This is a genomic window from Arthrobacter sp. 10T419 (genome assembly GCF_056394105.1).
Window position 1 is genome coordinate 200,983 of sequence record NZ_JBFTHF010000005.1, and the last position, 22,167, is coordinate 223,149.

The window sequence follows — 22,167 nt, forward strand, 5'->3', positions numbered from 1 at the left end:
GAGTGCCCTACAGGAAACAGGGTCGGCCGCGGCTGACCATCCTCCGCCGGGACGTTTCCCCCGGCCAGCTCTTCTCCGCTCCGAAGCGGGCCGCTAAATGGAGTGGCTACTGCTCGGAGCTGGACTGCTCCTCATCCTCGGCACCGGCTTTTTCGTCGCCGTTGAATTCTCCCTGGTTGCCCTCGACCAGGCCACCGTGCAGCGCGCCGTGGACAACGGCGACGCCGCCGCCGCGCCGCTGCTGAAGTGCCTGAAATCCCTGTCCACGCAGCTCTCCAGCTGCCAGCTCGGCATCACCCTGACCACCCTGCTCACCGGCTACGTGATGGAACCCTCGGTGGGCAAGTTGCTGGAGGGCCCGCTGGCCGCGCTCGGGCTGCCCGAAGCGGCCGCCACCTCGGTCTCGCTGGTCCTCGCAATGGCTCTGGCGACCCTGCTGTCGATGCTGATCGGCGAACTGGTCCCGAAGAACATGGCGATCGCACTCTCCTTCCCGGTGGGCAAGGCCCTCGCCCGGCCGCAGCTGGTCTTCACCGCAATCTTCAAGCCCGCCATCGTCGTGCTCAACGGCTTCTCCAACAAGGTACTGAATGTTTTCGGCCTCGAGGCCAAAGAGGAAATCTCTGGCGCCCGCACCCCGGCCGAGCTCGCCTCGCTGGTGCGACGCTCGGCCGCGATGGGAACCCTGGACGAACGGACCGCCAACTTCATCTCCCGCACCCTGAAGTTCTCCGGGCGGACGGCCGCGGACGTGATGACGCCCCGGATCCGGGTGGAGACCATTGACGGCCATCAGCCGGTCTCGGACATTGTGGAGGCAGCCAAACGCACCGGCTACTCCCGCTTTCCCGTGATCGGCGAGTCCTCGGACGACATCCGCGGTGTGGTGCACGTCAAGAAGGCCATCGCCGTTCCGGTGGACCGGCGCGCCAACCTTGAAGCCGGAGCCATCATGACGGAGGTGCTCCGCGTGCCGGAAACCATCCACCTGGACGGACTGCTTGCCGAACTGCGCGAAGGCAATTTGCAGCTCGCCGTGGTGCTGGACGAGTACGGCGGAACCGCCGGGATCGCCACCCTGGAAGACCTCGTGGAAGAAATCGTCGGGGAAGTGGCCGACGAACATGACAAGGTCCGCCCCGGGCTGCTGCAGAGCGCTTCGGGGGACTGGTACTTCCCGGGCCTGTTGCGCCCGGACGAACTCTCCGAACAGATCCCGGGCCTCACCGTGCCGGATGAGGCGGCCTACGAGACGGTTGGCGGCTACGTCATGAGCCAGCTCGGACGCATCGCGGCCGTGGGCGACACCGTCGACGTCGGCGGCGGAAAGCTCAGCGTCACCCGTATGGACGGACGCCGGATAGACCGCATCTGCTTCAAGCCCGCGCCGCCGGAGCACGAGCCGCACAGCGGCAACAACGGGCGCATTGACGCTGCCGGAAAGGCCGGTGCCGCATGAGCGACTGGCTGGGAATACTCTGGCTCGCGATACTGCTGCTGGGCAACGCGTTCTTCGTCGCGGCGGAATTCGCCGTCATGTCCGCCCGCCGCAGCCAAATCGAGCCCCTCGCCGAGTCCGGGTCCAAGCGGGCCCAGACCACGCTGCGCGCCATGGAAAACGTCTCGCTCATGCTGGCCTGCGCCCAGCTCGGGATCACGGTCTGCTCGCTACTGATCCTGCAGGTGGCCGAGCCGGCCATCCACCACCTCATGGCCGTTCCGCTGGAGGCGCTCGGTGTCCCGATGGAGATGGCCGACGTCGTGGCCTTCGCCATCGCGCTGCTGGCGGTCACCTTCCTGCACGTGACTTTCGGCGAGATGGTGCCGAAGAACATCTCCGTCTCGGTGGCGGACAAGGCGGCCCTGCTGCTGGCCCCGCCGCTGATCTTCATTGCCCGGGCGGTCAAGCCGGCGATCGTGGCCCTCAACTGGTCCGCGAACCACATCCTGAAGCTGATGCGGATCGAGCCGAAGGACGAGGTGACCTCCTCCTTCACGCTTGAGGAAGTCCAGTCGATCGTGCAGGAGTCCACCCGGCACGGCCTGGTGGACGACGACGCGGGACTGATCACGGGTGCGCTGGAGTTCTCTGAACATACTGCGTCCCAGGTCATGGTTCCGTTGGACAAACTCGTGATGCTCAAAGCCGCCACGACGCCGGAGGAGTTCGAGAAGGCGGTCAGCCGCACCGGTTTTTCCCGCTTCCCGATGCTCGACGACGAGGGCATGCTCTCCGGCTACCTCCACATCAAGGACGTGCTGTCGATACCGGAGGCCGGCTACCAGCACCCGATCGCGGAAAGCCGCATCCGCTCCCTGGCCAACCTGGCTATGGAAGACGAGATTGAGAAGGCGATGTCCGTCATGCAGCGCACCGGTTCACACCTTGCCCGTGTGATTGGTCCTGATGGGCACACCCAGGGCGTGCTGTTCCTGGAGGACGTGATCGAGCAGCTGGTGGGGGAGATCCGGGACGCCACGCAGGCAACCGGCTACCGCAGGCTCGGACAGGACTAGCGGAGGCAGGCAACACGGGTCTGACCCTAAATAGGAATGATTCCCATTTAGGGTTAGACTCGTTGTATTGCTAATGCTTCTCAATAACAGATCCGAGGTATTTCCGTGCGCCGTTCTGCCGCCGCTCTTCTCCTTGCCGGCCTCAGCACCCTCCTGCTGACGGCCTGCGGTCCGACCTCGGCCGGCGACCGGCCCGGTGCGGGCGATGGCGTCGTTGAGGTGGTGGCCTCCACCAGCGTGTACGGCGACATCGTCCGCAGCGTCGGCGGCGACAAGGTGCGGGTCACCTCGATCATCAGCCGGACCAGCCAGGATCCGCACTCCTACGAGGCCACCACGCAGGACAAACTGGCCGTCTCCAAGGCCGAACTGGTGGTGGAGAACGGTGGCGGCTACGACGATTTCCTGGACAAGCTGGCCGGGGACACCGGGCTGGACGGGAAGGACCTGCTCAACGCCGTCAAGGTCTCGGGGCTGGACTCCGGGAGCTCAACCGCGTTCAACGAACACGTCTGGTACAGCCCCGCCGCGATGAGCCGGCTGGCCGACGCGCTGGCGGAGAAGCTGGGCGCCCTCGAGCCTTCCTCGGCCGGAGACTTCCGGAACAACGCCGCGGCCCTGAAGAAGGAGCTCGGCGGACTGGAAACCCGGCTGTCGGCGCTCAAGGCCTCGGCGGCCCGCGGCGGCGTCGCCGTCACGGAACCCGTGCCGCTCTACCTGTTGGAAGCCGCGGGCCTGCAGAACCGGACGCCGGCCGAATACAGCGCCGCCATCGAAGCCGGCTCGGATGTTCCACCCGCCGTGCTCCGCTCCGCCATCGACGTCGTGAAGTCCGGCGGGATCCGTCTGCTGGCCTACAACCCGCAGACGGAGGGACCGCAGACCCGCGCGCTCAAGGACGCCGCCGTCGCCGCGGGTGTTCCCGTGGTGGACTTCAGCGAGACCCTGCCCGAGGGCAAAGGGTACCTGCAGTGGATGTCCGACAACGTGGACAACCTGGCCAAGGCCCTTGCCCGGGGCTAGCCCGGCCTAAGATAATCGCAACGGCGTGGGCACCTGGCCTAAGCAGAAATCGAGGAATACCCAGTTGACACCCGTAGTGAGCCTGCGCGGAGCCTCCCTCACGTTCGGCAACCGGACCTTGTGGGAGAACCTGGACCTGGATATCAGCCCCGGGGAATTCTTTGCCGTCCTCGGCCCCAACGGCAGCGGCAAGACGACCTTCCTCAAGGTCCTGCTCGGCCTGCAGGAACTGAGCTCCGGGACCGCCGTGCTGGACGGCCGGCCCATTGCCCGGGGCAGCCGGCGGATCGGCTACGTCCCGCAGCAGGAATCGTTCGACCCGGACACCCCGCTGCGTGCCCGGGACCTGGTGGGGCTCGGCGTCGACGGTCACCGCTGGGGGATCCGCCTCGGCGGGGCCAAGGTGAACCGCAGGATCGACGGGCTGCTTGCCGAGGTAGGTGCGCAGGATTACGCCAAGGTCCCGGTGGGAAAGCTCTCCGGCGGTGAGCAGCAGCGGCTGCGCGTGGCCCAGGCCCTCGCCACGGAGCCCAGGGTGCTGCTGTGCGATGAACCGCTGCTTTCGCTGGACCTGCATCATCAGCAGGCGGTCAGCGCGCTGATCAATAAGCAGTGCCACGAGCAGGACAGTGCGGTGATCTTTGTGACCCACGAGATCAACCCGATCATGGACTACGTGGACCGTGTGCTCTACCTGGCCGGCGGCCGTTTCCGGGTGGGCACGCCCGAGGAAGTCATGACCACGGAGGTGCTGTCGGATCTGTACGGCAGCCATGTGGAAGTGATCCGCGCCAACGGCCGGCTGATCGTGGTGGGCCTGCCGGACGCGACGACGCACCACCACGAGGACGCCCACTCGATCGCAGGGGAGGTGGGCTAGATGGATCTGGACAGCGTGCTCCATGCGATCTTCAACTTCGAGAACTACGGCGAACTACTGGTGCTGGTGCAGAACTCCATCTGGGCCGGCGCGGTGCTGGGCCTGCTCGGCGGCCTGGTGGGCACCTTTGTGATGAAGCGTGACCTCGCCTTCGCGGTGCACGGCATCTCCGAGCTCTCCTTCGCCGGCGCGGCCTTCGCCCTGCTGGTCGGCGCCGACGTGGTGTTCGGCTCGCTCGCCGGATCGGTGGTGGCGGCGCTGCTGCTGGGCCTGATGGGGGTCCGGGCCAGGGACAAGAACTCCACCATCGGGGTGCTCATGCCGTTCGGCCTGGGCCTGGGCATTCTTTTCCTCTCGCTCTACGAGGGCCGGGCCGCGAACAAGTTCGGCCTGCTCACCGGCCAGATCGTGTCCGTAGGCACCGTGCAGCTGCAGGTCCTGGCGGTTGCCGCCGTCGTCGTTATGCTGGCGCTGATCGCCATCTGGCGGCCGCTTACCTTCGCGAGCGTGGACCCCCGGGTGGCCGCCGCGCGGGGTGTCCCGGTGCGCGGGCTGGCGCTGGGCTTCATGCTGCTGCTGGGCGTGAGCGTGGCCCTGTCCATCCAGATCGTCGGCGCGCTGCTGGTACTGGCGCTGCTGATCACTCCGGCCGCCGCCGCACTGAGGGTGACCTCGTCGCCGCGGCTCGTGGTGCTCCTTAGCGTGGTCTTCGCGGTGACGGCAACGGTGGGCGGGATACTGCTGGCGCTCGGCGGACGGCTCCCGATCAGCCCCTACGTCACCACGCTGTCCTTCCTGATCTACGTGGTGTGCCGGGTGATCGGCGGCATCCGGGACCGGCGCGGTAACAACGGCCGGATGGTGCCGGAGACAACATGAGTAATGGGATTGCCGTCCGGGAGGCTGACCCTCGGCTGGGGACCCGGGTGACAGGGCCAACCGGCTTTTTCTAGCGGCCGGCCTGCAGGGCCGTGCAGTCGGGGCACAGCCCGAAGATTTCCACCGTGTGCTCGACGGCGGTGAAGCCGTGCTCGCTCGCGATCCGCGCCGCCCAGGCCTCGACGGCGGGTGCTTCCACTTCGACGGCCTTGCCGCAATTGCGGCACAGCAGGTGGTGGTGGTGTCCGGTGACCGCGCAGCGCCGGTAAACAGCCTCGCCGTCGGCGTTCCGCAGCACGTCCACCAGGCCGTCGTCGGCGAGGGACTGCAGGATCCGATAAGAGGTGGCGAGCGACACCGAGGTGCCCCGCTCCTGCAGGATGCGGTGCAGCTCCTGGGTGCTGACGAAGTCGGCCAGCTCGTCCAGCGCGGCGCTGACGGCCAGCCGCTGCTTAGTGACGCGTTGCTCTTTGCCCGGTTCCTTGCCCGCCGGCTGTTCCTTGCTGGCGGCGGCGGCTGCGGCCTCGGCCGGTGCCTGGCTGCCGCCGGTTGTGGCGCCCTGGGACATGGGGGAACTCGCTTCGCTGGGGGTCTTGCTGCGGGTAGTGGCAGGCTCCCAGATTACCAGCCGGGCCACGTGGACACCGCTTCGCAAGGCACCATAGGCTGGCCGGATGAAGCTGACGAAATTCACCCACGCCTGCGTCCGTCTCGAAAAGGAAGGCCGCGTGCTGGTGCTGGATCCGGGGACTTTTTCCGAGGCTGAGCAGGCCCTCGCCGGCGCGGACGCAGTCCTGATCACCCATGAGCACGCGGACCACGTCGACGTCGACGCAGTCACCGACGCCCTGCTGGAGAACGAGGAGCTGCAGCTCTTCGCTCCCGACGGCGTTGCGTCCCAATTGCGCGGCAAAGCGCCCGCGGCTGCGGAACGAATCAACACTGTGGCAGCGGGGGAAGACTTCGAGACAGCCGGTTTTGCCATCCGGAGCTTTGGCGGCCAGCATGCCCTCATCCATCCGCAGATCCCGGTGGTCGCCAATGTCGGTTATTTGGTCGACTCCAACGTCTACCACCCGGGCGATTCCTTCGCGATCCCGGACGGCGTCGACGTGCAGACCCTGCTGGTGCCGATCCACGCCCCGTGGAACAAGGTGGGTGAAGTGGTGGACTTCGTGATCGGCGTGCGCGCGCCGCGGGCTTTCCCGATCCACGACGCCCTGCTGAACGACACGGGACGCGGCCTGGTGGAAGGGCACGTCACGAGGATCGGCGCCAGGTACGGCACCGAATACCGGCATCTCTCCAGCGGCGAATCGGTGGAGGTGTAGGTTCCGCTACCGGTTAGGCGGGCCAGGTTCCGCTGGCGAAGAACTCGCGGAGGGTGGCCTCGTGCGGTGCCGGATCCAGGCCCTGTTCCTGCAGCCACTCCGGGCTGTAGTAGTTGCCGGAGTAGCGGTCGCCGGCGTCGCACATCAACGACACCACGCTGCCGCGGCGCCCCTCGGCGATCATCTCGGCGATGAGCTGCCACACGCCCCAGAGGTTCGTGCCGGTGGACGGGCCTGCGTGCAGCCCGGCGTAATCGCGCAGGTGGCGCATGGCCGCCACCGAGGCGGCATCCGGCACTTGGATCATGTGGTCGATCACGGCCGGCACGAAGCTCGGCTCCAGCCGGGGCCGGCCGATGCCCTCGATCCGGGACGGCAGGCCGGTCGCACCAGCTGTAGCGCCGTCGTCCCGGCTGGCTATCCAGCCGGGGAAGAACGCGGAATTCTCCGGGTCGACGACGGCGAGGCCGGTGTCGTGCCGTTGGTAGCGCAGGTAGCGGCCGATCGTCGCGCTGGTCCCGCCGGTGCCGGCGCCCACGACGATCCAGCGGGGGACCGGGTGCTCTTCGAGCGCCAGCTGGCCGAAGATCGACTCGGCGATGTTGTTGTTGCCCCGCCAGTCGGTGGCGCGCTCTGCGTAGGTGAACTGGTCCATGTAGTGGCCGCCGGTGCTGCTGGCCAGGTCCTCGGCCGCCGCGTAGACCTCGGAGGCGTGGTCCACCAAGTGGCACGAGCCGCCGAACTGTTCGATCAGCGCGATCTTCTCGCGGCTGGTGGTCCGGGTCATGACGGCGATGAACGGCAACCCCAGCAGCTGCGCAAAGTAGGCCTCTGAGACGGCCGTGCTGCCGCTGGAGGCTTCCACGATGGTGGTGCCTTGGCGGATCCAGCCGTTGACTAGGCCGAAGAGGAACAGCGAACGGGCGAGCCTGTGCTTGAGGCTTCCTGTGCGGTGGGTGGATTCGTCTTTCAGGTACAGCTGGACGCCCCAGTGCTCCGGCAGGGGTACCGAATAGAGGTGGGTGTCGGCTGATCTGTTGTTCTCGGCATTGATCCGGCGGATGGCTTCGTCGGCCCAAACCCGGTCCTGCTGGCGCACTCTTGTCACCGCACCAGCCTACCCGCGGCGGTGCCGCTCCAGCGTTAGAGTGGGCGGATGGACACCTTGATGACTGTGGCCCAACTCAAGGAACGGATGGACTCCGGCGCGCGGACGGTGCTGCTGGACGTCCGCTGGGCGCTTGGCGACCCGCACGGCCGGGAGCATTATCTGGAGGCGCACCTGCCCGGCGCGGTCTTCGTGGACCTCGCTACCGAGCTTGCCGGCCCGGCCGATCCCAGCCGGGGACGCCATCCCTTGCCGCCGCTGGAGCAGTTCCAGGAGTCCGCGCGCGGCTGGGGCGTCCGGGACGGTGACGTGGTGGTGGCCTATGACGACACCGGCAACCTTGCCGCGGCCAGGCTCTGGTGGATGCTGCGCAACGCAGGCTTCCCGACGGTCTGCCTGCTCGACGGCGGCCTGGTCGCCTGGCGCGCGGAGGGATTCGACGTCGAGAACGGCGAACCCGATGTGGAGGCGGGTGACGTCGTGCTCTCCGACGGGGCCATGCCGGTGATCGGCGCGGCTGAGGCAGCCGCATGGTCCGGCAGCGGCCTCTTGCTGGATGCCCGTGCCGGGGAGCGGTACCGGGGCGAGATAGAACCCGTGGACCCCCGCGCCGGACACATTCCCGGCGCCGTGAGTGCACCCACCACCCGGAACCTGGCGGCGGACGGCAGGTTCCTCCCGGCAGCCACGCTTCGCGAACGTTTCACCGGCTTGGGCGTGCAGGCGGGTCTGCCGACCGCCGTGTACTGCGGCTCCGGGGTGACCGCGGCCCACGAGATTGCGGCGCTGGAGATGGCGGGCTTCCCCGCGGCCCTGTACCCGGGCTCGTTTTCGGAATGGTCTAACGATCCTTCCAATGCCGTGGTGACCGGCGCTGCCGCCGACGGCGGCGCGGGGGCGGATGGCGGTGTCCAGGCCGCGACTACGCAGGGCAACTAACTAGGCCAACTGACGGTACCGGCCGGGCGGTTTCTCACCAACGTCGCGACAGGTCTGTCGTGAAACTACCCGGCTGTCCTGCGGAGAAGCCGGCGGCCGGCCCATAGCGGCCGGTTCGAAGGGGACGACATCCGGTCTCATTCTGCCGCTCGGCCTTGCTGTAGGCTCACGAAACTATCGACAACTTGGGGGAATGATGGATAAGAGAATGAAGACCGGTATCGCGGCCCTTGCGCTCACGCCACTTTTTGCGCTCGGCATCTCGACCGCTCTCGGGCCATCTGCCTCGGGTGCGTCCGACGTGGCATATGAAAAAATGGATCACCCAGAGTGCTACAACGAGACGAAGCTCAACGATCCGAATGACTTTTGCTACAAGACGATAGGTCCGTGGAATAGCACTAAGTCTTCAGACGAAGAAGTCCGCTCCCTGGTATCCGTAGAACAGATGGTTGCGGCCGGTAGGACTGTCGACGAGATCCAGCGCTACTACCCCGACTCCACGACGATCTCCAAATAGCTCTCTCAAGGCCTGCCAGACACCATCCGGGGCTGCACGGCTATAAAGGGGGCCCGCAGATGGGCACACGAATCATCCCGGCCGCGCCGAATGTCGTTCGCGCGGACCAGGTGGCGGTGGCTTGCCTAACTGACCTGCGCCTCTCAATCCAGTACCTCCTGCTCAGGAGCTCGCCGGAGCCCGCACCCATCGTTGTGGGAGCGGCTCTGCAGGTTGTGCCACACGACGAGAGCGCGAAGAGAATTCCACGAGCGGGAACTTTCCTGTAAGGACCGGACACTACTAGGTATGAACCAAATGGGGGAACAAGATGATGAGCTGTGGAAGAGATGCGTAGACGGTGACTCCGGCGCTCTCGGTGTCTTGTTCGACCGGCACTCAGATGCGGTTTTCCGCTACTGCCTGAGCAGGACAGGATCGTGGCACGACGCCGAGGAACTCGTCTCCATCACATTCCTGGAGGCATGGCGGCAACGCAGGGGCCTAACGCTCCAGCGGGATTCCTTACTTCCCTGGCTGCTTGGGGTAGCCACCAACGCGGCCAGAAACAAAGCCCGCTCCATCCGAAGGCATGAACAGTTCCTGGGCCGGCTTCCGCATTCATCGGTTGTTCCGGACCATTCCACCGCGGTGGATGAGCGGATGGACACCGAACGGCAAGTCAGGGAGTTACTCGCCCGAACTGCGGGCCTCACCGACGGGGAACGGGACGTAACCCTGCTGTGCCTCATGAACGGGCTCACCTACGAGGAAACCGCCTCATCACGGGCATCCGGATCGGCACCGTCCGTTCCCGAGTCCACCGGGCCAAGAAGAAACTCCGTGCCGCCGCCCCGCACCTCCTCGACCACGCCGGGGACTCCGCAACCATCCTGGAATCGAGGCTGTCATGAATCTTTCAGACGTTCGCTATCCTGCCGATACGAAGGCGGCGGTCCGAAACCTACTCATTCAAGAAGCTAAACGGGAAGCAAAACCAACCCCTTGGTGGCGCAAACCGGCTGCGCTCACCTTCGCCGGCTTGGCTCTGGCCGGCACCACCGGCGCCGGCGTCTACGTGGCCTTGGCGCCTGTCGAAGACAAACGGGACATTCGTTGCTACTTCCACGCCGAGCTCAGCACAACGTATCCGGTCGCCGGCGCTCCGGGTGTCACGAGACCGCCGTACATCAGCACCGGCATCTTCGTCACCGGATTCGACTCGAAGAACAACCCCAACCCCGACGACAAGAACGCAGGAATGCAACAGGTCGCCGACCCCATAAACCAGTGCAGCAGGTTATGGGACATGGGTGAGATGAACCCGGGCGGAATCACCGATGACCTCATCCCCGATGGTTTCGTGGCCCCTCCTCCTGGACCGCCCGGGGACCGTCCAGTCCCCGAAGGGGCGGACAAAGACCAGAACGGCAAATCTCTCTGGCCGGATCCAGCCACCAAGGTAATCGGCAACTACGTCCCTCACCTCACCGAGTGCGTGGTTGAGAGCTCTGTGGCGGTCATCCCGGGCCCAGCCGAGGTCTGCGCCGAACTCGGCATTCCTGCGCTCGAAAAGTAGCCGGTACCCTCCCCACCAACGAATGAAGGAGCCCATGAAAACTTCGACCACAACACTTACCGTGGCAGCCCTCGTGGCCGCCGTCCGCCTCTCTACGGCAGCATCAACACTGACGGACGCAGTAGCATCCCCAGGCGACTCAGCGACGAACGGTACGACCGCCAAGATCCACAAGCCGGGATGCTTAGGGTCGTCGACCCCATTGCGGCCTGCACCGATCTCTGGGACAGGAACTTCATGAACCCCGGTTGCATCACCTCAGACCTCATCCCGGCCGGGGTCACCGCTCCGCAGGGAACGGCCGGCGGCTGGAACGGAAAAGACCTTGATGCCGAAGGCAACCCACTCCTTGCAGGGCCATCCGAGCACCACACCGGACACTACGTTCCCCACCTCACGAAATGCGTTGTTGAGGGAACCGCCAGCGTCATCCCAGGCCCACCCGACACCTGCACCAACCTCGGGGTGCCCTCTCTGCTGAGATAAAGCGCTCAATGCACCTGTCGGAGGACGGCATAGGTCCGCGAGCTGCTTCACTTCAAGGCCCCGGCGGGGCCCATCTACAGCGATCGGCGCATCGAACTCCGCATGACTCATCACCACTTTCTGTTGATGTTGCGACGTTGGTGAGAAACCGCCCACCTAACCAAACTTGGCACCGGACCTCATCTCAGCGGCGCTGGACCAATTCAGCCCGGACGCGGGCGTGCGCTAGGCCGCAGGCGCACTGCCGGGCCGAGTCCCACCGCAACTCTCGTCAGGCGCTCCAGCTTGGCGCCGCGTCTTAGCTTTCTGCTCCTAAGCGGCTTTCTTGGAGTCGCCGCCGTAGCCATGTCCCCTCGGGCGTGGCGGCCCGCTGGCGTCCGTTCCCGGCAGTGGCGGAGCGGTTGAGTGGTAGCTGTGGCCGGTGGGTGTTGTGAGTTGGAGGGTGTGGCGGGGTCCGGGGCGGGGCTGGGCGTTCCAGCCGGGGGTTTCTTTGGTGTGGTTGCAGGCTTCGCAGAGTCCGGCGCCGTTGCCCAGGCTGGTGGTGCCGCCGTTGTGCCAGGGGATGATGTGGTCCAGGTGGCGGATCGGGGCGTCGCAGTACGGCGTGCGGCAGGTGTGGTCCCGGGCGTGGATGAAGCGGCGGTGCCCTGGCGGGAAGAGCCGGGCGCGGGAGTCCATCCCGATGAGTTCGCCGGTGCCTGGTGCGGTGTAGAGGCGCCGGAGCCAGGCGGTGAAGGCGCCCGCACCTCCGGTGCCGCTCGCCGCACCTACAGGGCCGGTCTCCGGGGCTGCACCACCGAAGTCTTTGAGTAAACTTCTGGCCCACCCGGCGGGGACAACACCGTAGCCGGGCAGCGTCGCGGGTTCGCTGTCGCCCTGGAGCAGGGTGCGGTCGGTCATGACGAGCTGGATTTCGACGCCGCTGATCCCGCCGGCCCTGCCGGTGGTGCGTTCGACCAGCGTGTCGGCCATCAGTTGCCCGCGGGAGCGGGGGTCCCCGGCGGAGCGCAGGGCCTCGGCGGCCCGGGTCAGGGCCGCGTGGACGGCGACCCCTGCCGCGACGGGCAACAGCGCCGTGAGGTAACACATCGTATCGGGTGCGGGGCGGAGGCTGACATGGCGCTCTCCCTCGGCGTGGGCGGCACGCTCGGTGACCGTGCGCGGGTCCCGCCGGTACGCCGCGGCCCTGGCCGCGGCGGCAAGGGCCCGGTCCCCGGCGCCGTCGAAGGTTCCGGTGTCGGCGGAGAGTTCCTCGTCCACGGCGGCCCGGTCGGCGGACGAGAGGCAGGCGGTCTCCCGGACCAGGAGGGTGGCGCGCCATTCGTTGAGCTGTCCGGTTTCCAGGGCCGCGAGGGTGTGCGGCATTTCGATGACCAAAGCTTTCGCCAGTCCGAGGAGCCGTCCGCCCTTGGCCGGGGATTCCCGCCGGGCGAGGGCGATCTGGGCCGCGACCCCGGCGCCGAGCTGGTCTGCGGGCATCCCCGCGGAGGCCTGCTCACGGCGCTGGGCCAGGTCGAAGGCGACAGAGAGCCGGGCCTGCAACGCTGCCGCGGCGGACTTGAGATCCTCAAGCTGGCGCAGCCAGTCGATGACCACCGCACTGTCGGCGGCCGTCATGGCGCTGGCCAGGCTGCGGTCCGATTCCCGGGCCGCAACACCAAGTGCTGCATCCAGAGCCACGTCGGACCCTTGCTTGCCGTCCATGATTCAAGTCTCTGTCCGGGGTACGACATTATTAGCGTGGCATCTTCCGGGTTCCTCCAACGGCCGGTCGCTTCGCCGCACTGCGCAGGGGCCGCCGACGCCACCGAGCCAGAAAGGGCCGTCGCGGGCGGCCGCGACGCACGAGGGTAGCCAGCAAATTGTTGAGCCCTGTCGTTACACTTTCGGTGATGCCGGACATTAACGGGGTATGAGCTTGCAAGCAGTCCGGAGAGATCCCGGCCATGTGGAACGGGAAAAGCGTTTTTTGGCGGCGCATACGGCCAGCCATGACCGCATCTACCGCTATTTTCGACGGAGAACAGCGGACGCCGCCACCGCAGAAGATCTCTGTTCCGAGGTTTTCAGGATCGCCTGGGAGAAGCTGGCCGGCAGCGGCGAACTGTCCGTCATGCTGCTTTTTGGCGTGGCTAAGAATGTCCTCAGGAACCACGACCGCTCTGCGTCCCGGTCCGCAGACCTTCTCGGTGCTCTCCGGGCCGAACGCCGGGACGCAGCCCCCGCCCAGGACTCGCACGTCCAGGAGGCCCTCGAGCGGCTCAGCCCGGACGAACGCGAAGTTCTGCTCCTGACCTACTGGGATGGTTTCACGTCCCAGGAAGTCTCCGACCTGCTCAATACGAGTGCCACGGCCGTCAGGATGCGACTTCACAGGGCACGCAAGGCGTTGAGCCACCTCATTCAGACACAGCCACAGGTAGAGGGTGCAGAGCTATGAAAACGAAGTCAACCGCAGACCGGATCCGGCGTCAGCTCTCATCCATTGATCCGGCGGCACGCATCACCGACGACGAATTGGCCCGGAGCCGCGATCGCTCCCTGGCGGCCATGCAGCCGGCCGCCGCGATGCTTCCGGAGGCCGACGGCATCGCCCTTCCGGGCGAAACGTCCACCTACCCGGTGCCAACGAAGCTTTCCGGCAGGCGTTCGCGTCGGGCACGGATCCTTCTAATGTCAGCCGCAGCCGCTGCGGTGGTCGCTGCGTTGATCGCGGGAGATGTCATCGGCCTTGCTGGCTGGAGAGGCGGAGCCACCGCCCAGGCCGCGGAGGTTCTCAACAATGCTGCCCGAATGACCATCAAAACGACTGATCCGGAGGTCAAACCCGGCCAGTACCTGCGGATCAAAAGCACCAATGTTTGGGCTTCGTACACCTCGGAGCAGGACGGATCCGAGTATCGATGGCTCGATACGGAAAAATCCGACATGTATATCCCCGCAGACAGGTCTGGGGAGTGGGTGTGGCAACGCTCAGGACGCGTCCCCACAACCTTCTTTGACGCGAAGTCAAAGGCGTACGCCCAGAAACAGGACATTCAGCCTTCGCCCGAGCTGCTGCGCGCGCGCAACGGGGCGTTCTACGGAAGCCCCGGCTCGTGGACTGCCGCGGACCTGTCGAAGCTGCCCCGCGATCCCTACCGGCTGCTGAACAGCCTCTACAAACAAACCTTGGGGCGGGGCCAGTCCGTTGACGGTGAAGCGCTCGTGTTCATAGCGGACCTTCTGAGGACCGGGCTGGTGCCTGCCGACCTGCGGGCCGCGCTCTACAAGGCCGCGGCCATGATCCCCGGGGTGACGGTCACCGAAAGCCAAGCCAACCTGGACGGCCGCACCGGGGTGGCCATCGGACGCCTCGAGGACGGCCCGGCTCAAACACGCCAGGAGCTCATCATCGACCCCGAGACGGGGCTGTTGATCGGCGAACGGTCCGTCCTCTCCCAAGCCCAAATCGGATTTCCGGCAGGAACAGCAACGACCTGGACCGCGATTGAAACGTCCGTCAGCAACACGGCACCCTAGCTCGTGCAACTTCCAGCCGCGCGGAACGCGCCGGGCCGCCGGCCCCAAGTGGCACCGCATCCACTCCCAGGGGTAGCGTCGGACCATGACTCCAGGACGCCCCGTACCGCCGCCCCTCGCCAAGCCGCTTCCCGACCTCAACGATGCCAGCAACGCCGGCCCCGACCGTCCCACGCTCGCCGCCGCCTACGGCGCCACGGCCAGCGACAGCGGACTCGTTCCGCTGACCGTGGCCCGGCGCGCCCCCAAGGAGGACGACGTCGAGATCGCCATCGAGTTCTGCGGCCTCTGCCACTCGGACGTGCACGCCACCCGCGGCGAATGGGGAACCCAGAACTACCCCCTGATTCCGGGACACGAAATCGTCGGCCGGGTCACCCGGGTGGGCTCCGCCGTCGACGATTTCACCGTTGGTGAGCGCGTGGGCGTCGGTTGCATGGTCGATTCCTGCCGTGAATGCGACAGCTGCCTCGACGGCCTCGAACAGTACTGTGAAAACGGCATGACCGGAACCTACGGCGCCAAGGATGCCCGCAACGGCAACGCCATCACCCAGGGCGGCTACTCCACCGCGATCGTCGTGGACCGCAACTATGTCCTGCGGGTCCCGGAGGGCATGGATCCGGCCGCCGCGGCGCCCCTGCTCTGCGCCGGCATCACCACCTACTCCCCACTGAACCACTTCGAGGTGGAGGAGGGCGACGTCGTCGGCGTTGTCGGGCTCGGCGGCCTCGGCCACATGGCGGTCAAGATCGCCAAGGCCATGGGCGCGGAGGTGACGGTTTTCACGACGTCGGAGCAGAAGTTCACGGCGGCCCGCGAGCTGGGTGCCGACCACGTCGTCCTGTCCACGGATCAGGAGGCCATGGAGTCAGCGGACCGCAGCATCGACGTCATCATCGACACCGTCGCCGCGCCGCACGACCTCAACCCGTACTTCCGCACCCTTCGCGTGGACGGGGCGCTCTTCCAGCTGGGCCTGCCCTCGGAAGCTATGCCGCCGGTCAACCCCGGTGCGCTGATCCGGCGCCGGATCGCCTATGCCGGCTCGCTGATCGGTGGAATCGCCGAGACCCAGGAAATGCTGGATTTCTGCGCCGAGCACGGCGTGGTGTCCGACGTCGAGGTGGTCCGTGCGGACCAGTTGAACGAGGCCTATGACCGCATGGTGGCCGGCGACGTAAAGTACCGATTTGTTCTGGACACCAGCACCCTGGGGTCCCCGGCGGAAAAGGCTGATGTATGAGCACCCTGTTCACCAAGATCATCAACGGCGAGATCCCGGGCCGCTTCGTCTGGCGCGAGCCGGATGTTGTCGCATTCCTGACCGTGGGCCCGCTGGCCGACGGGCACACGCTCGTGGTTCCCACTGAAGAGGTGGACCGCTGGACGGACGCCTCGCCGGAGGTGCTGGGCCGCGTCATGGAAGTTGCCCGCAAGATCGGTGCGGTCCAGGTGGACGTGTTCGACGCCGCCCGGGCCGGCCTGATCGTGGCCGGCTACGAAATCAACCACCTGCACGTGCACGTCTGGCCGTCCAACTCGATGGCGGACTTTGATTTCGGTTCGGTCGACCAGCACCCGGACCCGGCCCGGCTGGACGCCAACGCGGAGACGCTGCGCGAGGGCCTGCGGAAGGCCGGCCACGCGGAGCACGTCCCGGAGGCCTAACTTCCAGGAACTGGCGCCGGCGCAGCACTCCCCAGGGGCTCTACGCCGGCGCCAGCGCTTTGTTCAGCACGGTCCGGATCCGCTTTTCGGACACCGAATAGGCGGTGCCGAGTTCGACGGCGAAAAGGCTCACCCGCAGTTCCTCGATCATCCAGCGGACCTGGGTTAACTCCGTGCCGATCCGCCGGCCGGGCAGCAACGCGGAGACGGCGTCGTCGTAGTCGTCCTCGAGGGCCTGGATGACCGCCATGTGCTGCGCGTCGCGCTGGACGTTCCCGGGAAGCTTTTCGAGGCGCTTCTCGATGGCCGCGAGGTAGCGGGGCAGCTGGCTCAGCTGGGCGTAGCCCGTGCGTGCCACAAAACCGGGGAAGACAAGCTGCTCCAGCTGGGCCTTGACGTCGTTGAGGGCGCTGATCAGGGCCAGGCTGGTGGTTCCTTTGAGCTGCTTCTCGATGCGCCGTGTGCTGGCGAGGATCCGCTCGACGACGGCGGTCACCGTGAAGACCGTGTCGATCAGTTCCGCCCGGACCTGCTCATACAACGCCTTGAACGCCGCCGCATCCCACGGCAGCGCGGCCGGGGTGAGCTTGTCGATCGCGGCCAGGGCGCAATCCGCGATCAGGGCCGAAACGGAGCCGTGCGGGTTTTGGCTGAACGTCAGCTTCTCGGTGTTGTTCAGGTGCTCCAGGACATAGCGGTCCGGCGGCGGGACTTTCAGGGCGAGCAGCCGGATGACCCCGCCGCGCATGGCCTGTTCCTGCTCGCCGGAGGTCTGGAAGAGCCGCAGGGCCACGGAGGCGCCCTCGTCGACCAGTGCGGGGTAGCCGGTGACGGTGTGGCCCTTCACGGTGCCCTGGACCTGGCGCTGCACGGTGCCGAAGGTCCACTCCTTCAGGCCGGACAGCTCGGTGAAGCCAGCCGGAGCCGGGGCGAGCTGCGTCTGTTCGGCGGGAGCCCCGGAGGATCTGCCGTTCGCCCCGCCGCCGGCGGTGCCTGCCGTTGTCGCCTTGGGCGCCGTCGTGGCCGGCGTGGCCCCGAGGGACTCGGCGATCGCGCGCCGGGTGGCCGGTGCCAGCTTTTCCTGGAGCACCGCGAGGTCTTTGCCCTCGTCGAGGACCTTGCCGCGGGAGTCGACCACGCGGAAGCTGACCCGCAGGTGCGCCGGGACGGCGTCCCAGTTCCACGACCCCGGCGGGATGACCTGGCCGCGGAGCCGGCGCAGTACGAGTTCGAGTGAGGGCTCCAGCTCATCCGCCGCGGGATCGAAATCGGCCTCTAGCGCCGCCACGGCCTGGCGGGCGACGTCCGGTGCGGGAACGAAGTTCTTCCGCACCTGCTTGGGCAGGGACTTGATCAGGGCCGTAACCAGTTCCACCCGCTGGCCGGGAATCAGCCAGCGGAACGCGGCATCGTCCAGCTGGTTCAGGAACAATACGGGGACCTCGGCGGTGACGCCGTCGGACGGGTTCGGCGGGGAGCCGGGCGCCACCGGATGGAACTCGTAGCTCAGCGGCAGTTCGAAGCCCTTGTGCAGCCAGGTCTTCGGGTACGCCGAATCGTCGAGCGCGTCGGCGTCCTCGCTGATCAGCAGCGACTGGTCGAAGTCCAGCAGCGTGGGGTCCTGCTGGCGGGCTTCCTTCCACCACTTGTCGAAATGGCGCTCGGAAACCACGCCCTTACCGATCCGCGCGTCGTAGAACTCGAACAGGGTCTCGTCGTCGACCAGGATGTCGCGGCGCCGCATCCGTGCCTCGAGCTCTTCGACTTCCTGGAGCAGGGCACGGTTGCGGTGGAAGAACTTGTGGTGCGTCTGCCAGTCCCCCTCCACCAGGGCGTGGCGGATGAACAGCTCGCGGGAGAGCTCCGGATCCACCCGCCCGTAGTTGACCCGCCGGTTGGGGATGATCGGCACACCGTAGAGGGTGACTTTCTCATGCGCCATCACCGAGCCCATCTTCTTGGACCAGTGCGGTTCGCTGTAGCTGCGCTTCACCAGGTCCGGCGCCACCTGCTCGGCCCAGAGCGGATCGAACTTTGCGGCCACCCGCGCCCAGAGCCTGCTGGTTTCGACCAGCTCGGCAGCCATCACAAACGTGGGGGACTTCTTGAACAGCGCCGAGCCGGGGAAGATCGCAAAGCGGCTGCCGCGGGCGCCCGCGTACTCGCGCTTGCGTTCGTCGAGGATGCCGATGTGGCTCAGCAGCCCGGACAGCAGGCTGATGTGGATGCCCTCGTGGTTGCCCACCGGGTCGGTAAGCCGCTTGTTGTCCAGGCTGATGCCCAGCGGCCGGGCGAGCTGGCGCAGCTGGGCGAAAAGATCCTGCCATTCGCGGACGCGCAAATAGTTGATGAACTCGTTGCGGCACAGCCGGCGGAACGCGGTCGAAGAGAGTTCCTGCTGCTTCTCCTGGAGGTAGTTCCAGAGGTTCAGGAAGCCGGTGAAGTCCGAGTTCTCGTCCCGGAACCGCGCGTGCTTCTCCGCGGCAAGCTGCTGCTTGTCCGTCGGGCGCTCGCGCGGATCCTGGATGGTCAGCGCCGCGGCCAGGATCATGACCTCGCGGACGCAGCCGCGCTTGCCGGACTCGACAATCATCCGCCCCAGCCGTGGGTCCACCGGCAGCTGGGCAAGCTGCTGCCCGACGGCGGTGAGCCCGCCGCCGCGGCCGCCGGCGGGCCGGCGACCGGCCCGGGTCCCGGCGTCGTCCGCTGCTTCCGGCTGCCGTGCGGCGCTCAGGGCGCCGAGCTCGCGGAGCAGGGTGACGCCGTCGTTGATGGCTCGGGAGTCCGGCGGCTCCACAAACGGGAAGTTCTCCACGTCCTTCGGACCGCGGGCCACACCCATGGCCGTCATCTGCAGGATGACGGCGGCAAGGTTGGTGCGCAGGATCTCCGGGTCGGTGAACAGCGGCCGGGATTCGAAGTCCTCCTCCGAGTACAGCCGGATGGCGATGCCGTCGGAGACACGGCCGCAGCGGCCGGAGCGCTGGTTGGCAGAGGCCTGAGAGACCCGCTCGATCGGCAGGCGCTGGACCTTGGTGCGGTGCGAGTAGCGCGAGATGCGTGCGGTGCCGGTGTCGATGACGTACTTGATGCCGGGCACTGTGAGCGAGGTTTCGGCAACGTTGGTGGCCAGCACGATCCGGCGCTTGCTGCCGGGGTGGAACACCTTGTGCTGCTCCTGCAGGCTCAACCGGGCGAAGAGGGGAAGGACCTCCGTGCCGGCCAGCCGCCGGTTCGCCTGGATGCGCGCGTTGAGCGCCTCGGCGGCGTCGCGGATTTCGCGTTCCCCGGAGAAGAAGATCAGGATGTCGCCCGGGGCCTCGAGGGCGAGTTCGTCGACGGCGTCGCACACCGCGTCCAGCGGGTCGCGGTCCTCCTCGAGCTCGTCGTCGGAGGAATTGTCCGCATCATCGCCAGCTGCGCTGGGGCCGCCGGCGGGCTGGGAGAGCGGCCGGTAGCGGATTTCCACCGGGAAGGTGCGGCCGGACACCTCGATGATGGGGGAGGGCTCCTCCTCGCTGCCGAAGTGCTTGGCGAAGCGCTCCGGATCGATGGTGGCCGAGGTGATGATGATCTTCAGGTCCGGGCGCTGGGGGAGGATCCGCCTGAGGTAGCCGAGGATGAAGTCGATGTTGAGGCTGCGTTCATGCGCCTCGTCGATGATGATCGCGTTGTACTTGCGCAGCAGTTTGTCGCGCTGGATCTCGGCCAGCAGGATGCCGTCGGTCATCAGCTTCACCTTGGTGGAGCGGCTGACCTCGCCGGTGAAACGGACCTGGAAGCCGACTTCCTGGCCGATCTCGACGCCGAGTTCCTCGGCGATGCGCTCCGCGACCGTGCGGGCGGCGAGCCGGCGCGGCTGGGTGTGGCCGATCAGGCCGTTTTCGCCCAGGCCAAGCTCGAGGCACATCTTGGGGATCTGGGTGGTCTTACCGGAACCGGTCTCGCCGGCGATGATGGTCACCTGGTTTGCGGCGATGGCGGCCATCAGGTCCTCGCGGCGCTCGGAGACCGGCAGCTCGGCGGGGTAGGAAATATGCAGTGTCATGGCTGAAAACAGTCTACTGGCCCAGCAGCCGGACATAGGTTTGCCCGGTCCCTGGGCGGGGCCGGGCAGCGGTTGGCGGGGGAGCGGGCTAGAAGAACCGCAGCGTGTAGCTGGTGCTGGGGAGGTCGTGGGCCATCCAGTACTCTTCCGAACGGACGGGCGGGTTGTGGCCCAGACCGTCTTTGCGGAGAGCCCGGAGGGTGGCTGCGACGGCGGCGAGGATCAGGACGATGAGGGCGATTCCGATGAGTTCCATACCTCCATGGTTCTCCGGTGGGGGATGCAAAAAAAGTGGCAGAAATGCCCAAAAGGCTATAATTTCTGCCACACTGGAGACATGATCAATTCAGTGGCGATGATCGTGGTTCCCAACTTCTCGGTCTTCGAGTTCGGCACCGCATTCGAGGTGTTCGGCGTCGACAGATCGGACCGCGGCACCGGCGTGCCGGCCTTCGACTTCCGGGTCTGCACGCCGGAGCCCGGCGACGTTCCCATGAAGTCAGGCCTGTCGATGCACGTGCCGCTCGGGCTGGAGGCCGCCGCGGACGCGGACCTGGTCATCATGACCCCGTTCGGCAAGGACTCCGATGTCCCCGAGTCCGTGCTGGAGGCGCTGCGGGCGGCGCACGCGCGGGGAGCCTGGGTCATGTCGATCTGCTCAGGCGCCTTCGCCCTGGCCCGGGCAGGGCTGCTGGACGGGCGCCGCTGCACCACGCACTGGCACTACTCGCAGGAGCTCGCCAGCCGTTACCCGGCCGCGCTGGTTGATGAAAACGTGCTCTATGTAGAGGACGGGCGGATCATCACGAGCGCCGGCACGGCCGCGGGCATCGATGCCAGCCTGCACCTGGTCCGGGTGGAGCTGGGCGCCAACGTGGCCGCGAGTATCGCCCGGGACATGGTGGTTCCGCCCCACCGCGACGGCGGCCAGGCCCAGTTCATCGACCGGCCCATGCCCAGGTGCGGCTCGCAGCCGATGGAGGAGTTGCTGCGGTGGATGGTCCGGAACCTGGACGAGGAGCACTCCGTCAACGAGCTGGCCGCCCGCGTGCACATGTCGCCGCGGACCTTTGCGCGGCGGTTCCGGGCCGAGACCGGTGCGACCCCCGCGGCTTGGCTGAATTCGCAGCGGGTGCTGCGGGCGCAGGAGCTGCTCGAGACCACGGATCTGAACATCGACGAGATCGCCCGGGAGGCCGGGTTCGGCCACTCGGTGCTGCTGCGGCACCACTTCGCCAAGGTGCTGGACACCAGCCCGCAGTCCTACCGGCGGACGTTCCGCGGGCACCTGGCGGCGGTCTAACCGGGCTGCCCGTCCGGGCGGTCCCGGGTCTCGGCACCGCCCGACGCCGGTTCCGGCTGAGCCAGCGACTCCGCAGCGGCGCGCATGCTGTCCACCAGGGTCCGCCAGGGTCCGACGAGGTCCCGCTCCGGCAGGGTGGCGCGGCGCTGGCCGGCCCGGATCCGGTAGACGAAGCGGTCCGGCTGGGGAATTCCGCCGGGCTCGGCTGCTGCCGGGCCGGGCAGGTCGTCCCAGGGGCAGGCCTCGATCAAGGGCTGCCACTGGTCCCGGTCATCCGGCGTCACCGCCTGCACGCTCCAGACGCGCTCCATCCCGGCAACGCCACCGCTGCGCTGGACGGTTATCTTCACTGGCTTGACTCCACTGGGTGATCCTTAGGCAG

Annotated in this window: 21 protein-coding genes; 15 read left to right on the top strand and 6 right to left on the bottom strand. The window is 67.0% G+C overall.

Translation table 11 applies throughout. The features are described 5' to 3' along the window. Positions 1-97: 97 nt before the first annotated feature. The 5 genes from AC1DBD_RS10995 to AC1DBD_RS11015 all read left to right on the top strand — a co-directional run bounded on the left by AC1DBD_RS10995 (position 98) and on the right by AC1DBD_RS11015 (position 5,299). The gene (locus AC1DBD_RS10995) at positions 98-1,459 is read left to right on the top strand and encodes a hemolysin family protein (protein WP_441417318.1); all 1,362 of its coding nucleotides are present in this window, start codon (positions 98-100) and stop codon (positions 1,457-1,459) included. Next, positions 1,456-2,517, top strand: coding sequence for a hemolysin family protein (locus tag AC1DBD_RS11000; protein ID WP_441417319.1), 1,062 nt, complete (start codon positions 1,456-1,458; stop codon positions 2,515-2,517). The genes AC1DBD_RS10995 and AC1DBD_RS11000 overlap by 4 nt, the downstream gene beginning before the upstream one ends. 105 nt (positions 2,518-2,622) lie before the next feature. Then, positions 2,623-3,540, top strand: coding sequence for a metal ABC transporter solute-binding protein, Zn/Mn family (locus AC1DBD_RS11005; RefSeq protein WP_441417320.1), 918 nt, complete (start codon positions 2,623-2,625; stop codon positions 3,538-3,540). A gap of 64 nt (positions 3,541-3,604) precedes the next feature. After that, a complete protein-coding gene (locus AC1DBD_RS11010) occupies positions 3,605-4,420 on the top strand; it encodes a metal ABC transporter ATP-binding protein (RefSeq protein ID WP_441417321.1) in 816 nt (271 codons plus the stop codon). After that, positions 4,421-5,299: a metal ABC transporter permease gene (locus tag AC1DBD_RS11015; protein WP_476908575.1), complete on the top strand. Its 879-nt coding sequence runs from the start codon at positions 4,421-4,423 to the stop codon at positions 5,297-5,299. It begins immediately after the preceding gene. Positions 5,300-5,369: 70 nt separating this feature from the next. Here AC1DBD_RS11015 and AC1DBD_RS11020 read toward each other — a convergent pair whose 3' ends face one another. Next, positions 5,370-5,927 (bottom strand): Fur family transcriptional regulator, encoded by a 558-nt coding sequence (locus AC1DBD_RS11020; RefSeq protein WP_476982123.1) that lies wholly within the window; start codon positions 5,925-5,927, stop codon positions 5,370-5,372. Positions 5,928-5,973: 46 nt separating this feature from the next. Between AC1DBD_RS11020 and AC1DBD_RS11025 the strand changes: the two genes are divergently transcribed. Then, positions 5,974-6,630, top strand: coding sequence for an MBL fold metallo-hydrolase (locus AC1DBD_RS11025; protein WP_476982090.1), 657 nt, complete (start codon positions 5,974-5,976; stop codon positions 6,628-6,630). A 13-nt stretch (positions 6,631-6,643) separates the two neighbouring features. Here the strand turns inward: AC1DBD_RS11025 and cds1 are convergent, their stop codons facing one another. Then, complete coding sequence (cds1, locus tag AC1DBD_RS11030) at positions 6,644-7,738, bottom strand: L-cysteine desulfhydrase Cds1 (protein WP_441417324.1); 1,095 nt, start codon at positions 7,736-7,738, stop codon at positions 6,644-6,646. Positions 7,739-7,786: 48 nt separating this feature from the next. On the opposite strand from cds1, the gene AC1DBD_RS11035 reads away from it, so the two are divergent. From AC1DBD_RS11035 to AC1DBD_RS11050, 4 genes are all read left to right on the top strand, one after another. Continuing rightward, positions 7,787-8,677, top strand: a complete 891-nt coding sequence (locus tag AC1DBD_RS11035; RefSeq protein ID WP_476982091.1) for a sulfurtransferase — start codon at positions 7,787-7,789, stop codon at positions 8,675-8,677. Between the two features lie 208 nt (positions 8,678-8,885). Beyond that, positions 8,886-9,197, top strand: coding sequence for a hypothetical protein (locus AC1DBD_RS11040; RefSeq protein ID WP_476982092.1), 312 nt, complete (start codon positions 8,886-8,888; stop codon positions 9,195-9,197). Positions 9,198-9,494: 297 nt separating this feature from the next. After that, positions 9,495-10,160 carry an RNA polymerase sigma factor gene (locus tag AC1DBD_RS11045; protein WP_476982124.1) on the top strand — a complete coding sequence of 222 codons (666 nt, stop codon included), beginning with the start codon at positions 9,495-9,497 and terminating at the stop codon, positions 10,158-10,160. Then, positions 10,087-10,755, top strand: coding sequence for a hypothetical protein (locus AC1DBD_RS11050; RefSeq protein WP_476982125.1), 669 nt, complete (start codon positions 10,087-10,089; stop codon positions 10,753-10,755). The genes AC1DBD_RS11045 and AC1DBD_RS11050 overlap by 74 nt, the downstream gene beginning before the upstream one ends. A 798-nt stretch (positions 10,756-11,553) precedes the next feature. Here AC1DBD_RS11050 and AC1DBD_RS11055 read toward each other — a convergent pair. Beyond that, a complete protein-coding gene (locus AC1DBD_RS11055; RefSeq protein WP_476982093.1) occupies positions 11,554-12,945 on the bottom strand; it encodes an HNH endonuclease in 1,392 nt (463 codons plus the stop codon). A gap of 244 nt (positions 12,946-13,189) precedes the next feature. Here AC1DBD_RS11055 and AC1DBD_RS11060 point away from each other — a divergent pair, with 244 nt between their 5' ends. From AC1DBD_RS11060 to AC1DBD_RS11075, 4 genes are all read left to right on the top strand, one after another. Continuing rightward, entirely contained in the window at positions 13,190-13,681 is a 492-nt protein-coding gene (locus AC1DBD_RS11060) for an RNA polymerase sigma factor (protein ID WP_476982094.1), read from the top strand. After that, on the top strand, positions 13,678-14,763 hold the full coding sequence (locus AC1DBD_RS11065; protein ID WP_476982095.1) for a CU044_5270 family protein: 1,086 nt from the start codon (positions 13,678-13,680) through the stop codon (positions 14,761-14,763). Before AC1DBD_RS11060 ends, AC1DBD_RS11065 begins: the two co-directional genes overlap by 4 nt. A gap of 85 nt (positions 14,764-14,848) precedes the next feature. Beyond that, entirely contained in the window at positions 14,849-16,009 is a 1,161-nt protein-coding gene (locus AC1DBD_RS11070; protein ID WP_476982096.1) for an NAD(P)-dependent alcohol dehydrogenase, read from the top strand. Next, complete coding sequence (locus AC1DBD_RS11075; RefSeq protein ID WP_441417334.1) at positions 16,006-16,434, top strand: HIT family protein; 429 nt, start codon at positions 16,006-16,008, stop codon at positions 16,432-16,434. The genes AC1DBD_RS11070 and AC1DBD_RS11075 overlap by 4 nt, the downstream gene beginning before the upstream one ends. A gap of 40 nt (positions 16,435-16,474) precedes the next feature. On the opposite strand, the gene hrpA is transcribed toward AC1DBD_RS11075, so the two are convergent. Beyond that, a complete protein-coding gene (hrpA, locus tag AC1DBD_RS11080) occupies positions 16,475-20,482 on the bottom strand; it encodes an ATP-dependent RNA helicase HrpA (RefSeq protein ID WP_476982097.1) in 4,008 nt (1,335 codons plus the stop codon). An 88-nt stretch (positions 20,483-20,570) separates the two neighbouring features. Beyond that, positions 20,571-20,738 carry a hypothetical protein gene (locus AC1DBD_RS11085; RefSeq protein WP_175322851.1) on the bottom strand — a complete coding sequence of 56 codons (168 nt, stop codon included), beginning with the start codon at positions 20,736-20,738 and terminating at the stop codon, positions 20,571-20,573. 81 nt (positions 20,739-20,819) lie between these two features. On the opposite strand from AC1DBD_RS11085, the gene AC1DBD_RS11090 reads away from it, so the two are divergent. Further along, positions 20,820-21,785 (top strand): GlxA family transcriptional regulator, encoded by a 966-nt coding sequence (locus AC1DBD_RS11090; protein WP_441417336.1) that lies wholly within the window; start codon positions 20,820-20,822, stop codon positions 21,783-21,785. On the opposite strand, the gene AC1DBD_RS11095 is transcribed toward AC1DBD_RS11090, so the two are convergent. Next, on the bottom strand, positions 21,782-22,135 hold the full coding sequence (locus AC1DBD_RS11095) for a protealysin inhibitor emfourin (RefSeq protein ID WP_476926303.1): 354 nt from the start codon (positions 22,133-22,135) through the stop codon (positions 21,782-21,784). The two genes, AC1DBD_RS11090 and AC1DBD_RS11095, sit on opposite strands and share 4 nt — an antisense overlap. Between the last annotated feature and the right edge of the window lie 32 nt (positions 22,136-22,167).

Bases quoted from the DNA above. Each gene is read 5' to 3' on its own strand.
- AC1DBD_RS10995 (WP_441417318.1), top strand. From the start codon at position 98: ATGGAGTGGCTACTGCTCGGAGCTGGACTGCTCCTCATCCTCGGCACC.
- AC1DBD_RS11000 (WP_441417319.1), top strand. From the start codon at position 1,456: ATGAGCGACTGGCTGGGAATACTCTGGCTCGCGATACTGCTGCTGGGC.
- AC1DBD_RS11015 (WP_476908575.1), top strand. From the start codon at position 4,421: ATGGATCTGGACAGCGTGCTCCATGCGATCTTCAACTTCGAGAACTAC.
- AC1DBD_RS11025 (WP_476982090.1), top strand. From the start codon at position 5,974: ATGAAGCTGACGAAATTCACCCACGCCTGCGTCCGTCTCGAAAAGGAA.
- AC1DBD_RS11035 (WP_476982091.1), top strand. From the start codon at position 7,787: ATGGACACCTTGATGACTGTGGCCCAACTCAAGGAACGGATGGACTCC.
- AC1DBD_RS11040 (WP_476982092.1), top strand. From the start codon at position 8,886: ATGAAGACCGGTATCGCGGCCCTTGCGCTCACGCCACTTTTTGCGCTC.
- AC1DBD_RS11045 (WP_476982124.1), top strand. From the start codon at position 9,495: ATGGGGGAACAAGATGATGAGCTGTGGAAGAGATGCGTAGACGGTGAC.
- AC1DBD_RS11050 (WP_476982125.1), top strand. From the start codon at position 10,087: ATGAATCTTTCAGACGTTCGCTATCCTGCCGATACGAAGGCGGCGGTC.
- AC1DBD_RS11055 (WP_476982093.1), bottom strand. From the start codon at position 12,945: ATGGACGGCAAGCAAGGGTCCGACGTGGCTCTGGATGCAGCACTTGGT.
- AC1DBD_RS11065 (WP_476982095.1), top strand. From the start codon at position 13,678: ATGAAAACGAAGTCAACCGCAGACCGGATCCGGCGTCAGCTCTCATCC.
- AC1DBD_RS11070 (WP_476982096.1), top strand. From the start codon at position 14,849: ATGACTCCAGGACGCCCCGTACCGCCGCCCCTCGCCAAGCCGCTTCCC.
- AC1DBD_RS11075 (WP_441417334.1), top strand. From the start codon at position 16,006: ATGAGCACCCTGTTCACCAAGATCATCAACGGCGAGATCCCGGGCCGC.
- hrpA (WP_476982097.1), bottom strand. From the start codon at position 20,482: ATGACACTGCATATTTCCTACCCCGCCGAGCTGCCGGTCTCCGAGCGC.
- AC1DBD_RS11085 (WP_175322851.1), bottom strand. From the start codon at position 20,738: ATGGAACTCATCGGAATCGCCCTCATCGTCCTGATCCTCGCCGCCGTC.
- AC1DBD_RS11090 (WP_441417336.1), top strand. From the start codon at position 20,820: ATGATCAATTCAGTGGCGATGATCGTGGTTCCCAACTTCTCGGTCTTC.